Origin of the sequence: [Clostridium] celerecrescens 18A (assembly GCF_002797975.1) — a bacterium.
GTDB classification, from domain to species: domain Bacteria; phylum Bacillota; class Clostridia; order Lachnospirales; family Lachnospiraceae; genus Lacrimispora; species Lacrimispora celerecrescens.
Window position 1 is genome coordinate 4,296,014 of the sequence record NZ_PGET01000001.1, and the last position, 16,995, is coordinate 4,313,008.

Annotated in this window: 2 protein-coding genes; both read left to right on the forward strand. The window is 44.4% G+C overall.

The window, feature by feature from the left end; translation table 11 throughout:
• Positions 1–31 precede the first annotated feature (31 nt).
• On the forward strand, positions 32–15,355 hold the full coding sequence (locus H171_RS19560; RefSeq protein WP_100306615.1) for a doubled motif LPXTG anchor domain-containing protein: 15,324 nt from the start codon (positions 32–34) through the stop codon (positions 15,353–15,355).
• A 175-nt stretch (positions 15,356–15,530) separates the two neighbouring features.
• Positions 15,531–16,865, forward strand: a complete 1,335-nt coding sequence (gdhA, locus tag H171_RS19565) for an NADP-specific glutamate dehydrogenase (RefSeq protein WP_100306616.1) — start codon at positions 15,531–15,533, stop codon at positions 16,863–16,865.
• Positions 16,866–16,995: the final 130 nt, after the last annotated feature.

Below are 16,995 nucleotides of genomic sequence, written 5' to 3' on the forward strand. Positions count from 1 at the left end.
TGAAGATAGAAATAAATTAGGAGGATAAAGTATGAATGGTGCAGTGAAAAAAGTGCATCGCTTAAAAAGGGTAATTGCCTGGTTGCTGACAGCTGCGATTGTTTCCGGAAATATATCACAGCTTACAGTTACTACTGCATATGCCTCTGAGACTGCAGAGCGAAGAAGTGAATCTTTCTTCAATGCAGGGAAAGCATCTCCGTCGGAAGCAACTCTATCGGAAGCAACACCGTCTGAAGCGGCAAGGATTATTGACGTCCAAGTCACTCAGTCAGCCATTGAAAAGGTTCTTAAAAAGGATTTTGACAGAAGACCGGAATTAAAGGAAGATCTGATTCCTTTTGAAGGGGATCAAAAGGATCTGGTCATAGAAAAATTATATGAAGAACTTGAAGGAAAGACTCTGGTACTCCAGAAAAAGATTGGAAAAGCCATGTATCTTGTGGTGGTATCCGATACCCTGGAGGGAGAACCATTTTTCGAAGCCGATGAATCCGAGCGGATCAGGCAGGAACTATTCCTCAAGAATATTCAGATTATTGGTGTCAACGGTTATAAAGACCGGGATTGTGAATTCAGGCTGCGGATCATTGGCGATGATTTTATGATCACAGACGCCCAGATGGAAGAATTTGCAGTGATAGGGGAACGTTCAAAAACTTCCGAACAGCCATCCTCAACCGGGAAACAATCCGGAGGGAGTTCCCAGAGTACCGGGACCAAGGAAACAGCTGCTGTAACAGAGGAAGAGACCAAGGCTCAGGAGACGGATCCGGAAGAAACCGAGATCCAGGAAACCGAGGTTAAGGAAAACAGTGAGGCTGATAAGAATGTTTCGGAGACGGCTGAAGAAACACAAAGCAAGACAGAGGATGGGAAAGAGTCTAAAGCGGAAGAGCATTCCAGGGAAGCAACAGAAAAATCAGAGAATACAGTCAAGGAGGAGGATTCCAATTTTGAAGGATCCGGGGAAGATTTGTCTGTAAGCAGCCTGAGCATTAAAGGATTCTCCGTATCAAGGCATGATGTCCCTGTGCTTTTCAGTACTGAAAATACACCGGCAACAGCTTCTGAAGCAGATATTGATGATTCCGTCAATAATGATGCTGAACTTGTTTCTGTAGGGGATACGAAGATCCTGTCTGAAGAGGAACGGGCAGCCCTGATGGGAACAGATATGGCCACTTTAAATGGAGAGGAAAAGAAGATAAATTTATTATCATTTCTCAGCCAGCCATCCTTTGGTATGGTAGTTCACAGCTATGGAATGACCCTGCTTAATACCGAGGTGGACAGTGAAGGAAAGCTTAGTCCTTATGAAACGGCTCTGACTTATTATGGGCCAGATGCTGCGGATAAGAAGGAAGCGGTTGAAGTAAATCTCTCACAAAGCAAGACCGGTTCCATAAAGGCAGGAATTTTATATACCTATACAATCACCTATACCATGCAGGCAGCACCTCTGTATGAATATGCTGCAGGAGGAAAGCTTTCTCTGTTTGATTCCTATGAGAATGCAAAAATCCTATTTACGGTTCCTGACGGCATTGCTATAGAAGAGCAGCCCGGAAAAGTTAAGCTGGTATCTTCTGATGGTGAAGGAAAAGTTTATGAAATCAGCGTGGGAGATGAGCAGAATGTGATCCGTTCAGGCAAATCAGACAGTATAACCATGAATGCCTATATTGACGGAAACGGAAAAAGAGCGGTTGGTGAGGAATTTACACTGACTCAGGACAGCGTGGCTTTCTATGCTGACGTTAAGGTAGCGGATAAGACAGATAAGGAACATGTGACTTATCCGGGAAATATTGAAACAATTACTCATGCGGAGCAGCCGGGGGATACCACAATGACTCTCGTGTCCGATGATGCATGGCATATTAAAAAAAGTGTAAGCCCTGCGGATAACTCTTATACCGTGGTAAGAGACAACGCAGGAAACCCTGAATTTGTGGACATTACCTATTTGATTGAAGTAGGTATGTATGGAAGCTCAGGCGATATATCCAGAGATCCGGGCGGAACGATTTACCAGACTTATGGCCGCACCGGTTTTAAGGAGGACTCTTATAAGATTACAGACTCTCTTAAGATTCTCACGGAGCATGCGCCTGAGGCCATGAAGCCCATTTCCGTAACAGCAACATGGGGAGATGGTTCTGATGTCCATGTGATTAACAATGAGGATGGGTCGATTACCATTGATCGATTTAAAACCCAGGGACAAAATGAGGCTGATCATATTTATGTGTCGGATCAGGCACCTACCTACAGCTCCTATCTGGTAACAGCACGCTATCCTTATGTACCGTTTTTACTGAAATACAATGATGAGCGCGTAGGGAACAAGTCTGTATTTACCGTCAACAATAAGGCTCATCTGGAATATGTAAAGCTGGGAGAAGATCAGCAGGTGACAGAAGATTCTGATGTGAATGTTGCGGTCCATGAAGTCAATAAGCCTGCAGTTATCAAAATAAAGAAAGAAATTGATGAGGGCCTTGGCTATACCCAGAAATATGGATTGGCCATGGAAAAAGAATATCCCGGGCTGGCTGGTTTCGAGATCTATTTTCTGGATTCTGACAACAGCTTAACGCATTATGATAATTATACGGTGATAGACAGTCATAGTAAGAAAATTAACAATAATAACATTGCAGTCAATCCTTCAAACGAAGAAACGGAAAGCGGATACTACGCGACGGGGGACGATGGCTATATCCAGATCCAGGTGGATCCGGGAACCTATGTGATCAAAGAGAAGTCAAATCCTGTTGGAACACAATTCAGTTCTGCAAAGGTGGGAACAAATGCCGTTGTGAGTGGAGATGATATTAAGGTCACCTTAAAGGCTGATGAAAGAACAGAGATCACGGTAGTAAACGAAGTCATTGGAAAAGGAGCTATTGAGTTTTATAAGAAGGCCCGTACCTGGACCAGCGCAGATCTTAGTGAATCAAATTTAGCTGCTTTGTATGGAGCAGAATTCACTCTTTATCAAAAGAACGAAGATGGAAGTCTTTCAGCGGTTAAAAACGTAAAATCAGATAACAAGGGATATGCGTTGTTTAAGCCTGTTACGCCTGGCGATTACATTGTGAGAGAAAAAAGTGCCAATGGTTATATCCTTGACAATCATGATTATCAAGTGACCGTAGAGGCTGGTAAGACATCACCTGTAAAAACCGGGAATAACATCCTTATCAACACGTTAAATGAAGCAAAGGTAAATGTAACAAAGTGGATGCAGGATGACAAGGGTGATTATATAAAAGTACCTGGGGCCTACAGAGGAGACTTTAACAATAAGTTCTGGTTTGAGGAGAATGTGGGCGGAGCATGGAAAAAAGTGAGCATTGGTTCTAAAACTACATACTCTCTTGATAACGCAAGCCAGTTTACTGCGACTCTTCCAGTTTGCGATGGTAGCGGCCAAATAATTGAGTACCGCGTCGTAGAGGCAGTTCCCGAAGGGTATACCGACGGAAATGGAAACAAAGACGGTTTTTCACAGGAAACGAAGGAGAATAAGACTTACATTTATAAGACATTTTCTCTTGAAGCTTTAAAGATGACTCAGCTAGATTTAAAAAATAATAAGGGAGGTACCTTAAAGCTTCAAAAGGAAGCCTGGTCCATTAACAGCAATAGCCTGAATAAGAATGCTGCGAGAAGCGGATTTCAGTTTAACCTTTATTATAAAGTTGGGAATGACTTTACTGAAGTATTGCCCCAAAAGGTCTATACAACAGATGGCAATGGAGAAATTCTGGTAAAAGGCCTTGATGTTACAAAGGAATACTACTGGTCTGAGATTAACAGCAGCGGAAGGCTGGAACCAGAGGATTCTGCTAAGACGGTTATTTTAGAGAATCAGGTTTTCATCGGTCCTTATAAGGTGACCAGAGAAAGTGATACCACTGTAAAGGCCTATAACATTCCTCAGAAGATTCCTTACTGGCTTTACAAGGTTGATATCACAGATAATAAAAATCCAATAACAGCAAAATTTAAAATTACGAGAGATGCCGATAAGAAAGTGATTTTCAACGGTGCGGTATCCAATAAGGGGACATATGTTATTCTTGATCCCGGAACAGACTATATCATCGAAGAGACAGCAGCTCCTGTTAATTTTGTAAAAGGAAATGACATTAAGATAACAACTCCAAATGGGCCTGTTCTAAAAGCAGATCTGGAACGGTGGTTTTCCCAGGGAAACATGGAGACTCGCCGGACCTTTGAAAATAAGCCATATAAATCCATTTCCATCAAGAAGACACAATACGATGAAAACGGAACGGCAAATAAAAGTGCAGTAATACCATTTGATGTCTATGTAAAGAACGGCAGTGTCTTTACAATTGCAGGCAGTTTAAATTCCAGTGTTTCAACTCAGCTTGCTCCTGGATCGTATTACTTTAAAGAAGTTGTTCCAAGTGGTAATATCAATCCTTATTATTTGCTTTCTGACGCTGGGAAAGCACAAGGTACCCATCCAGGTGATCCTGGTTATGAGATTTCCGGAACCGATGTATATTATGGACCGGTCACCATAACCGCAGCATCTAAAAGCAACGAAAAGAATCTGGATCTCTATCTGGCAGAAACAAATAAGCCGTTAGAAAATTATAAGGATCATGGAAAAGTAACGGTCACCAAAAAAGATGCTCTGAAGGATATCACTGTGAACGGGGCAGTTTTTGGTATTTTTAAAGCGGAAGGGTTTGATGTAAATAATTGGGAAAATAGCATTCAGAATCCGATTCAGACGGCAACTACCAGCGGGAGCGGTCAGGCAACCTTTGACAGCACAAGTCTTAAGATCTTCGACACCGATGGGAGCAGGATTGCTTATGTTATTGCTGAAATAACACCGCCGGACAGATATCTGCCCTCCCATGAAATTTTAACGACTACTTTAATGGAAGGCAAAGTCATCACTACGGTCAATGGCGATACAAACGGTAGTCCGCTTGTTATTAAGAACGAACCCAAGCTGACCATCCGCACCCAGAAATATTGGAGAGATGGATGGAATTATCAATTCTATCCGGTGGATCATGTTCTTGGAAATGTAAAACTGGCCCTCTATAAAGTAAATGCAGACGGCATCACAGCAGACTACGTGAAAACAGAAACCACCAATACCTATGACGGGATTGCAACCTTCTATGATATTAACCGGAATGATACCTACTATGTGATTGAGGTTCGGGTTCCCACTAAGGAAGAGACCGGCTTTGGTTTTGATCTGAATATGAAGGATAAAACACCTTTGGCAGAAGGTAACAGCGAACCGCCAAAAACCCTTTCTGTTTCAGATTTAGAAGCAGGTACGTACAATGCAGTGAAATATACGGGTAAGGATCTTGCAGAAACAGCAGACTCTTTAATCCAGAATACCGATCCACTTTATAATTATAAGCCATGGGTTCAGTTTAATATATTAAAAACCTGTGATGGAAAGGCATTTGACGGAACTTCTCATTCAGCGGAAAATGTCAACGGAGCCCAATTTACCCTTTATAAGATGATGGGGGATGAGAAAGACCTGTCAGGAATCCGTTTAGAAGATTTGGCTGATGAAAGCCTGTTTGAGAAGGTAGACAGCTATGAGAGCGGCACCCGGATCAATCCGAAGACAGGAATCAGGGCAGACGGAGAATTTGATACCGCTATTTTGGAAACCGGTAAGGTATACTGGCTGGTCGAGGTTCAGGCAGCACCAGGATATCAGCTGCCGGGAGGACGGCAGATCGTAGCAGTATTTGCACCAAAAGACTCCGGTTATTCAGGATATAATGATATGCTTCTTCTATATGAGAATGGGCGGAATGAACAAATCGCTGTGGTGAAAAATCAGCATGGGGATGGGCCTGGAGGCCTTGATGCATACTATTTCCAGATTGCATTAAACAAATGGTTAAAGGAGGCCGGAAAGCCGAATGCGGAGCCAACTCTTTTAGGCGGAGCAAAATTCCAGATATGGCTTCTGGATCCGGTCAGTAAAGAAAAGCTGCTTCCTGTAGAAGTGGTTGAAACCGGTCTGGAATCTGACAGTGAGAACAAAACAGGCTATGCCCTTTCCAAGATGATCAGCATGGGGAAACTTAAAGCTGAGCTTGAAAGCAAGGGATATGATGAGGCCGGTATAGACAGGATTCTTAAACTTGAGGATGAAGAGGTAAAAGTTCTCTTTGGACTGGAAGAGGTATATGCGCCTTCCAAGATCCAGATGGACACGACTCTTCACTACCTGGAAGTGAAGATTCCGAAAAATAAGGATATCATTGATTCCCAGTATTTCTGGGAGAAGGGAAAATCTGAGGAATACCGACTGATAAACACAGTGCTGGATCAATATCCGGTAACTCTTGCAAAATACGGATACGTACCGGATACCAGTACCTTTGGCAAAACCGATGAGGAACTGAATGTTCAAAATATTGGAAAAACTCCATTAAGCGGCGTACAGTTTGAAATCTGGCAGTATCAGTGGGAAAACAATAGTTATGACTATGTAAAGATTGGAACTTATACCACGGAAAGCAATGGCCAGGTAAAGATACCCAATGGCTTAAAAGCAGGACGGTATAGGCTAAAAGAAACCCTGACCGTAGACCAGGAGAAGAACTATATTACCATGTATACCGGTGAGAACGATCTTTGGAGATACTTTACAGTCGGAAGCACTCCTTCCACAGTAAACGTTTATAACCCGGAGAAGCCGGAACTGGTAATTGAAAAGACCACCTGGGCAGGAAATCCTTTCATAGATCTTGGCGGAATCATCTTTACCATTCAAAAGCAAGGCAGCAGGGAGATGAATGCTGCTACCATAAAACTGGCGAATGGAAAATATGCTGCCAGCTTTCATAACCTGGACAGCGGTGTTTACACCATAAAGGCGGAGGCCTTAGGAAGTGAAGCGGCAAAAGCCGTGACCAGCGGATATTTTGAAAAGGCGACAGTGAATGTGGGATATGAGGCAAAAGCGAACGGAGAAAAGGTATCCCTGGTTCCGGTAGGAAACGGCGTGAAAGGAAAGCTTGCAACTGCTGTAATTAAGAACCCGCGTCTGTCTGATCTTGTCATTCATAAGACAGATGCAGAAACGAAGGCAAGTGGTTCTGGCATGGCAGGCGCTTCCTTTAAAGTAGAATACTTAAAGTTCCGTTCCGGCACGGATCTAATCGGAGGAGTTCTGCAGAATGTCACAGATGAAGGATATAAGAAACCAGATCAGGGCTTTGCAGTTAAGGGAACTCTGACTGATAACAAAGACGGTTCCTATACCATGAAGGCCTGTGAGCCTGGCTGGTACCGGATCACTGAACAGAAGGCTCCGGCAGGTTATACCATTGACGCACAACCAATGATTGTAGCCGTGGTGGGGGATATGTCAGGCGGATACGAAGGTACTCTTTCTGTGACCTTTGAAAACAGAAAGAAAGCGGAGTTGACTGTAATCAAGAAGCTGTTCTTTGGCGACGGGTTTAAGTATGACGAAAACATTGCTGGTAAGCTCCCGGCTGAAATCGTATTTGATATTTACACCTATTCCGATTATGCCTATAAAAAGGTGTTAGATGAAAACAGCAAACCGGTACAGGTAAAGATACAGGGTTTTGCGGCTCAGGATGGTTACTATACGGCAAAGGGAACAGTACTCCTTCCTCAGAAGCCGGCGGGCGGCGCCTATTATTTAAAGGAGCAGGAAAACTCTGACTGGGTGCTTTCGGCCTTAGGAGTGGAAGATAACGGGACCCTTCAGACAGATGGTTATATCAAGGTAGGAGGAGAGTCAGATTTTACCTCCCAGAGCCCGGTATCCATTACAGTGAACAACCAATATGCCAAGGCTAAGATACGCCTGACCAAGGTAGACGGAATGGATACGTCCAATCAATTAACGGGAGCAGCTTTTAAGCTTTATTCCGATCCGGAGCTGACAAAAGCGGTGGGAGATTTTACTGAGATAGGGCAGAGCGGAGTATATGAAATTGTATTTTCCACCAAGGTATACAGCCCGGGAACCTATTATATAAAAGAAGTGAATGCTCCTGCAGGCTATATTGCAATTGCAACGGCCATACCGGCGGAGGGCCTGGCAGCAGAAACAGGAAAAACAACAGAGATTACCGTGCAGAATCAGGGCGGTATTGATTTACAGATTACCAAATACAGCGGAAACGGTGGTTTGGAATCTCTTAAATCTGGAATCACCTTTGAGCTTTACAGAAAATCAGCCGGAGGTAACTGGACTTATGTTACAGAAGGAACCACTGATTCCCAGGGGAAATTTTCCTTCCGGGGGCTTGATCTTCCGGCAGAAAATTCCTACGGGGTTTATGAGGTGACAAAGAAGGAAAATGGCCTGGAAACATTCCGCATGGCTTCCTTTGAAGGGGATGGGGGAACCATCCTTCCCACGACCGCAGATGTAATAAAGAACGGTGAAATGAAAAACGGTCTTGATCTTTATGTTCTGACAGGAAACAATACCGTAACTTCAGGAGTATATGGCTTTAAAGCCCATAACCAGGAAGCGCTGCCTTTAAGACTCATTAAGAACGATGTAAATAAATCGGATAATCCTGGTGGTTCTGTTGCCGTTTTCATGAAAATAACAGAAAAGGAAACAGGAAAACAGGTTGGAGATATGGTTACCGTACCGTATGGAGAAACGGGAACTACGGTTTTACTCTTACCGGGAACCTATGTCATCGAAGAGACGGCAGTGACCCAGAACAGCCTGGGTTATGTGATTAATAAGGATAATACCAGAACCATTTACAGGAAAGAAATAGAAATTACAAAGGGTATTATTCCAGAAGCCTGTGAGTTTACAAATGTAAAACAGAAGACAGGAGTAACACTGGATAAAACATCTCTTACAACCACATTAAAGGATTTATGGTGGAATGAGGGCCAGACAGTGACCTATACCCTGACACCTCATGTGGTCAACAGCATACCTCTTGACCGGTTTGTAATAACAGATACGGGCTTAAAGATGCTGGATGCAGGAAAATCAGTGCTATCAGAGGCTGATTATACCAATGAAAAATATACGATCACCGGAGTTAAGCCGGGGAAAGCCACGGAGCAGAACCGCATCAAGGGCGCACAAACAGGTACCATTATGGCGGATGTAACCTTCTATGATTTTAACGGAAGCCAGGTAGGAGAAGTACAGAGCGTTTCGGTATCCGGTGACGGAGAGACCGCTCTGGTTAAACCGGTAAGCGGCAAAAAGGTAAAATCCTTCCAGATCAGCTACCGGGATGACACGTTAAAAAGCTCTACGGATAACCATTATATCATTGGAAATGATTTTGTACCGGGAAGCATAGAGGTTACGGTAAAGTTAAACCGCCAGGATGCAAAGCTGCCCGACGGAACCTATAAGAAAGAAATTAAATATATCCGCAACGTAGCCGATGTGGCTATGGATTTTAGAACGTGGGATGTCAACGGAACCCTGGCCCAGAATCAGGAAAAGAGCCAGGCAGAAAAGGAATGGGATATCCAGGTGATTCAGAGCCAGGCGCCGTCGATTTCGGTGAAAAAGAGTGTTGATCCCATTAAAGGAATACAGCCAAGTGATATCCTGACTTATACGCTTTATGTAAAGAATGATACCGCAAGCAATGATACTGACATTGTTCCAATGCAAAGGCCCATTCTCATTGATTATGTACCTCTTGGAGTTACCGTATCAGGGGAATCTGCCGGTGAAGACCATATGTTAAAGGCTGTGACCTTAAAGGAGGCTCCCGATGGGGTTACGATTGAAGATACGGTCAGAAAGGTTGATAAGGATACCGGGCGGGAGACTCTTTTTATCCAGCTCAGTGGGGCTTTAGCTAAAGGCGAATCTGTTACGGTAGAAGTAAAAGCACAGATTGCAAGCAGCGTTATTAATTATGGAAAGAACATTCTCAATGAGCTTTATGTTACCAGTGATGTTCTGCAGCCTGCATTTTCATTAAACCAGACAGGTGCCTCCTTTATGATCAAAACGGATTCTGGCAGCAAATGGCCCAGCCCAGACCTTCCAATGGAGGTGCAGCTGCCGGATGAAAAGTACCGCAGCTATGGATACGCATCGGATTCTGCGGAGAACACCATGAGCACCGGTACCGGGCTTGTTCTTCATAAGGAGGTCAAAGGAAATTTAGACACCAGATTCGTATCTGGTACAACGGTAGGAACGGTGGAAAAGAGTGCAGATGATACGGACCTTACCAATTCTGACGGAAGCATATTATATCGGCTCATGGTAAACAATGATTCAACCAGCAACTTTATTACCAAGCTGCAGTTCATGGATATTCTTCCGGTACCGGGAGATTACAGTACCGGCGGGTTTGACCGGAAAAGTGACTACCGGCTGAAGTATGTTGGTATCCAGTCCATTGCTATTGAAAACAGAATGGATCAAGATTCTGAACGGAAGGTTTCAGGCTTTAGCTATGAAGTGACTTACTCTGATAAAGTATTTAAAGATGCGGCTACTGCAAAAGCAGGGAAGGATTCCATGCTTAAGGACAACAGCGATGGATTCTGGAACAAAAATTCCAATGATCCATCAGCTATCCGCATTAAGATCACAGATCCTTTCTTCTATCTGGCTCCGGGAGAAAATCTGGTAGTGACCTATGAAACGGTTGTTCCTTATACGGACAAAAAGGAGTTGGATGACGTGGCTTACGGATATGCGGTCAATGACTTTGCAACCTCCTACAGCTACAAGCAAAACTTATCAGATACTTCAGAGATCAAGTTCATCCAAGCGCAGACCAGCAATGCGGTTCAGGTAGTTTTAATTCCGGGTAAAGTAAAGGTATCAGGACGGATATGGATTGACGATAACAATAATGGAATTCAGGATGAGAGCATTGAAAATGATCATCTTCTTACGGATCTGCTTCCGTTGCTTCAATCCAAGTATTTTGAGGTCAGTCTGCTGAAGTACGGCAAGAGCGGTGACAATGAAGATAATGGTACGGTAGGATTAAGTGATGCCAGATTCCTGTTTGACGGTTTGACCCCTGCAAAGCCCTTTGGCATCACGGGATCGGAATTCACCAAGGATCAGGAAAACAGCTGGTACAGCAATCAGTCTTTAATCGTATCAAAGCTAAAGGGTGACGATCCTGCTCACTACCAGATTTTTGTGAAAACCAAAGAAAAGCCCCAGGGATATGAAGACCTGGTGCTTAAGCTGGCGAAACCAACCATGCTTTCCACCGGGGAAAATCCGGAGGCCGGCAGATCAAGGCTTCCTGAGACTTTGGAAAAGGAAGGCAGTAATTACGAGGAGAGCCTTGACAGTAACTTTAAAGGCAGAAAGGGTTCTTATGCATCGGAAGACTTCTTCTTGTGGTCGACGGGAGATGTTTTTGATAAGACAAAGGATATTGGTTTTGTACCATTTAGAAAAATAATAATTAAAAAGACAAATGAAGCCGGAAATCCCGTGGAGGGTGCTCATTTCAGTGTTTATGGTCCGTTTACGAACGAGGAGCTGGCAGCGTTTAAGAAAAATGGGATTACGAATACGGAAGTACTTAGAGAACCGGTTGCCCAGGGCAGTACGGCTCTGGCCGGTTCGGAAGCAATTTGGAGTGCGGGTGAGCTTCTCTATTATCGGAATTATATCGTTGTAGAGGATCAGGCGGCTGCAGGATATGAAATTGCCAATGCAAAGACCGCTGATATGGTTCCTATGGATTCCTATCAGGTAAATGGGCAGAAGGCCTGGGAGCTTCTCAGCAAGGAATTTAAGACAGATGGAAACCCAATACCAAGCTTTATAACGGTTATGAACGGATATGTGTCCGGAAGTCTGGAATTTACAAAACTTGATGGATTAACGGAAAAAGAGCTAGGAGGAGCAGCATTTAAGATTGAGAAAAAGGATGTTGCGGTAGAGGATGCCTGGAAGGCATTTATAGAGGCTGTAAAGGCAGATCCGGAATCCATGGGAGTGACAAAGGTAACCGCAACAGACAGTGCGGTAGAATTTGAAGCGGTAACTGGTAAAGTAACACTCACCGGAATCCCATACGGAACCTACACCCTTTCTGAAATCCGGGTGCCTGATGGATATGATATTACAAAGAAGCAGGCTGATATCGAATTCCGGATTGAAACCAACGGGCAGAAGGCAGTGCTTTCAAATCTTCCGGGCAACCTAATTAAGAATACCAGAACCGAATACAGCTTAAGCCTTAAGAAGGCGGATAATGCGGGCAACGAAAAGGTAGCCGGAATAAAGTTCGCCATAACCGGTCCTGGAAAATATGAAAGCAGATCATGGAACCCGTTTAGCAAAGACAAATTTAAGTTAAATGATCCGTCTGAAAGCGGATATGAAGTAAAACAGACCGATGAAGACGGCCGTATCACCTGGAATCTCCCATATGGAGATTACAAAATAGAGGAGCTTGATGCAGAGGGCTATGAAACAGTAGCACCATTCTACGTAAGAATTGATGTAAATGGAACCGTTTCTCTGTTAAATGGGGAAGGACGAAGCGAGCTTACTTTAAGCAGCTCAGAACAGAACCAGATCAACCTGATTGTAAAGAATGTGATCAAAACCGGATCCCTTGACTTAGAGAAGATCGACGGGGAAACCAGGAAGGCCATCACGGGAGCACAGTTTGAGTTATGCGGTACCTCAGTGATTGACGGAGCATTTGCCGCTTACCAGAATGGTGTGACCGGTCTTGGAGTATCCCATGTATCAACAGGAAACGAGAACGGAAGGCTCTATATCAGGTTCCAGGTTGATGGAACCGAAGATTCGAAGAAAGGCCTTTTGACACAGATCCCATACGGCAGCTACACCTTAAAGGAGATCAATGCGCCGGAAGGATATTTATTCAGCGCCGGAAGTGAATGGGTGAAGGATATTACCATTGAAAGTGCCGAAGGTGTGAACCTGACAGGAAGCAATGGAATCGTCAATACGCCTCATGAACTGAACATTGAAAAACGGGATCAGATGACGGAAGAAATACTGCCTGGTGCAGTGTTTGTGCTGATGACCACAGACGGGAAGTATGTGGCTCTGGATGATAACAACTCTTATACCGGAATAATGGAAAGCCAGGCGGAAGGTACTGCATTTACTACCGGAAGCGATGGAAAGGTTACTGTAAAACGTCTCCCGGCAGGAAACTATATTTTGAAGGAAATCGAAGCGCCTGCATGCTACGGCGTAGCTGCTGACAAGGAGATTACCGTACTCCGGTCCGGCAATACAGAAACCGTAATGGTATATGATGTGAGGAATAAGGCCAAAATACGTATCAACAAGGCTGCATCCCACAACCATGAGATGAGACTTGACGGAGCGGTATTTGAGATTTACTCCGACAAAGACTTAACAGCACTTGCAGGCACCATGACAACTGGATATGATGGCATTGGGGAATCAGAGATGCTTCCTCTGGGAACTTATTATGTGAAGGAACTAAAAGCCCCTGCCGGTTATGAATTAAGCGACAGAGTATATGAAGTAACACTTAGCAGTGAAAAAGAGGCTTTCGCGGTCCAGGCAGACGGAAATGAATTCGTTACCGATGATTATGGTACCGGATCTCTGGTATTTGATAAGGTTGACAGTTTAACAGGTAAAGCGCTTGCTTTCGCCCGGTTCTCTCTCTCAAGGAAGGAGGTACAGGTAGACGGAGCCTTTGACCATTTTGCAGAAAACCTGAAAAATAAGAGCCAGGATGAGCTGGAATCAATGGGAATCTGTGACATCGAGACAGAAGGTGGAAAAATCCTCTTTACAGCGGTCAACGGCCATGTTGATATGAAGGGAATTCCATATGGAACGTATACGCTTAAGGAAGAAAAGGCGCCAAAAGGCTATTTGAGCTTTAATGGTAAGGCAGAATTTGATTTTACCATTACAGAGGACCAAAGGGAAGCCGACCTTGGAAACGGCAATGCGGTAGTCAATGAGCGGGCCCAGTTTGAGCTCCAGCTTAAGAAACTTGATAATCTCGGGAACAGAATCAGCGGAATCCAGTTTGAGATCTCAGGACCAGGACGGTATGAAGAAAATGGAGTTTTATCTATTTTTGGAGCCAGCCGGTTTAAGACTGACGCAGATGCTGACACCGGATTGTTTACGACCGGCGAGGACGGATTCATTTACCTGGGACTGAAGCACGGGGATTACCGGATTAGGGAAATCCATACCGACCGGTACGATTTCATTGAACCGTTCTATATCAGGATCGACGAGGAAGGCAAAGTAAGTATTTTAAAGGACAGCAGCAGTGCAGTGACGGTTTCAAATGAAACCCTTGTAACCATTGCTGTGACGAATAAGATCAGCACCGGAAATCTGGAAATGGAAAAGGTAGACGGTGAAAATACTGGAAAGAGGCTTGAGGGAGCAGAATTCGTGCTGTCGAATCTCTCAACCCTGGTTCCGGGAGCCTGGGACAGCTACCGCCATCAGGTAGCATCAGAGGGTGTTTCCTGGACAGCTGATCAGGTGATGGGAAATACCATAACCTTTGTGCTGAACGGAAAAGGGGTTATCACGAACCTGCCATACGGAACTTACCGCCTGGTCGAGAAGAAGGCACCGGATGGATACCTTCTGGGAACGACTCCATGGTCAGCAGAGTTTACAATCAATGACTCCAATAAAGAGATCCGGTATACCAAACCAGGACTGTTTGAAAAAACAAATGGAGCGATTGAGAATATGCCGTCAAAGATCACTGTAGTAAAAACCAATGCGGTCTATGCGGATGTGAAACTAAAAGGCGCCGAGTTTATCTTAAAGGCTTCTGACGGAAGATATGTAAAGCTGGATCAAGGATCCTTTGCCGGATATACGGATGATAAGGCGGCAGCAGGAAGGTTTATGACCGACAGCGACGGGCAGTTTGTGATAAAGAGGCTGCCAAAGGACACCTACACCTTCCTTGAAACGAAAGCTCCGGCCGGGTATTATATCAACAACAATATAGCGCCTGTGACATTCGATGGAATCAATAGCTTTACCATTACCATTCAGGATGAGAAGATCAAAGGCGGCGGAGGCTCATCAGAAGGTCCTTCCGGAAAGGATAACCCAGGTGGTCCGGGTAAAACGGTGACGATTGTGCCAGACCCAGTGCCTCTTGCAGACCTGCCCGGTGGAGGATCCGTGGATCTGTTCTTTGTTGACGATGGAAACGTACCCCTTGCCAATCTGCCTAAGACAGGTGACCGGCAGAATGCCGCCGGTAAGGTGATGGTGACCCTGTCCGGATTCATGATGGCTCTTTATGCAGCACTTAGCAAAAAGAAAAAAGAAAATTAAAAAAATAAAGGAAATCTGTTTATTGACTTTATTAAATGAACTTGTTATAATTTTTTAGAAGTTATAACAAGGCAAAGGGGCCGGAACTTAAAAAAGTTCTGGCCTCTTTTTGCCATTTTAAGTGATACTTCATATATGAGAAGTATGCATTAACCAATCAAAGGAGGAAAAAAATATGTCATATGTGGATGAAGTCTATGACAGGGTAGTGAGCCAGAACCCAGGAGAAACTGAGTTCCATCAGGCAGTCAATGAGGTGCTTGATTCCCTAAAGCTTGTCATCGATGCCAATGAAGAAAAATACCGTAAGATGGGTCTTTTAGAGCGCCTTGTGGAACCGGAGAGAATCATTTCGTTCCGTGTACCGTGGGTGGATGACAATGGTCAGGTACAGGTGAATAAAGGATATCGTGTCCAGTTTAACAGCGCCATCGGGCCATACAAAGGAGGCCTGCGTCTTCATCCTTCCGTCAACCAGGGAATCTTAAAATTCCTGGGTTTTGAGCAGGTATTCAAAAATTCCCTGACAGGACTTCCAATCGGCGGCGGTAAGGGAGGTTCCAATTTTGATCCAAAAGGAAAATCAGATAGAGAAGTTATGGCATTTTGCCAGAGCTTTATGACCGAGCTATCCAAATATATCGGAGCAGATCAGGATGTTCCTGCCGGTGACATCGGAGTGGGAGCAAGAGAAATAGGCTTTTTATATGGCCAGTATAAGCGGTTGACTGGCTTATATGAGGGAGTTCTTACGGGTAAGGGCCTGACCTATGGCGGTTCTCTTGCACGTACTCAGGCAACGGGATATGGACTTGTTTATATCCTTGATGAGATGCTGAAGCATAACGGCAAGGAGCTGGCCGGTAAGAACGTGGTTATTTCCGGTTCCGGTAATGTAGCGATCTATGCTACAGAAAAAGTTCAGCAGCTGGGCGGCAGGGTCATCGCATTAAGCGATTCCAACGGTTATATTTATGACAAGGATGGAATTGATCTTAACCTGGTTCAGGAAATCAAGGAAGTCCGCCGCGGACGGATCAAAGAATATGTGGATGTGCATCCATCGGCTGTCTATACGGAAGGAAAAGGAATATGGAGCATCCCATGTGACATTGCTCTTCCATGTGCAACACAGAATGAGTTAAACCTGGATGATGCAAAAGTGCTGGAAGCAAACGGCTGCTTTGCGGTTGCTGAGGGTGCCAACATGCCATCCACCAGAGAAGCAACGGAATACTTCTTAGAAAGCGGAATGCTCTTTATGCCGGGCAAGGCAGCAAACGCAGGCGGAGTAGCAACTTCCGCCCTTGAGATGAGCCAGAACAGCCAGAGGCTTTCCTGGACCTTTGATGAGGTGGATGAAAAGCTTCATAACATTATGATAAATATTTACGCTAAGGCAGCTTCCGCAGCAGAGCGTTACGGCGTAAAGGGAAATTATGTGGCAGGTGCAAACATCGCCGGCTTTGAAAAAGTTGTTGAAGCCATGACGGCACAGGGAATCGTTTAAGCAAAAAAGGGACCTGTTCCCCTAAAAAGGGAAGTGGTCCCAATTTTTAAAATAAGTAAATTATGCTGGCATTATCATCATTTTTGGTATATAATAATCGATAAGGCTTGAGGCGGAGTATACTTCGCCT

Bases quoted from the DNA above. Each gene is read 5' to 3' on its own strand.
- H171_RS19560 (WP_100306615.1), top strand. From the start codon at position 32: ATGAATGGTGCAGTGAAAAAAGTGCATCGCTTAAAAAGGGTAATTGCC.
- gdhA (WP_100306616.1), top strand. From the start codon at position 15,531: ATGTCATATGTGGATGAAGTCTATGACAGGGTAGTGAGCCAGAACCCA.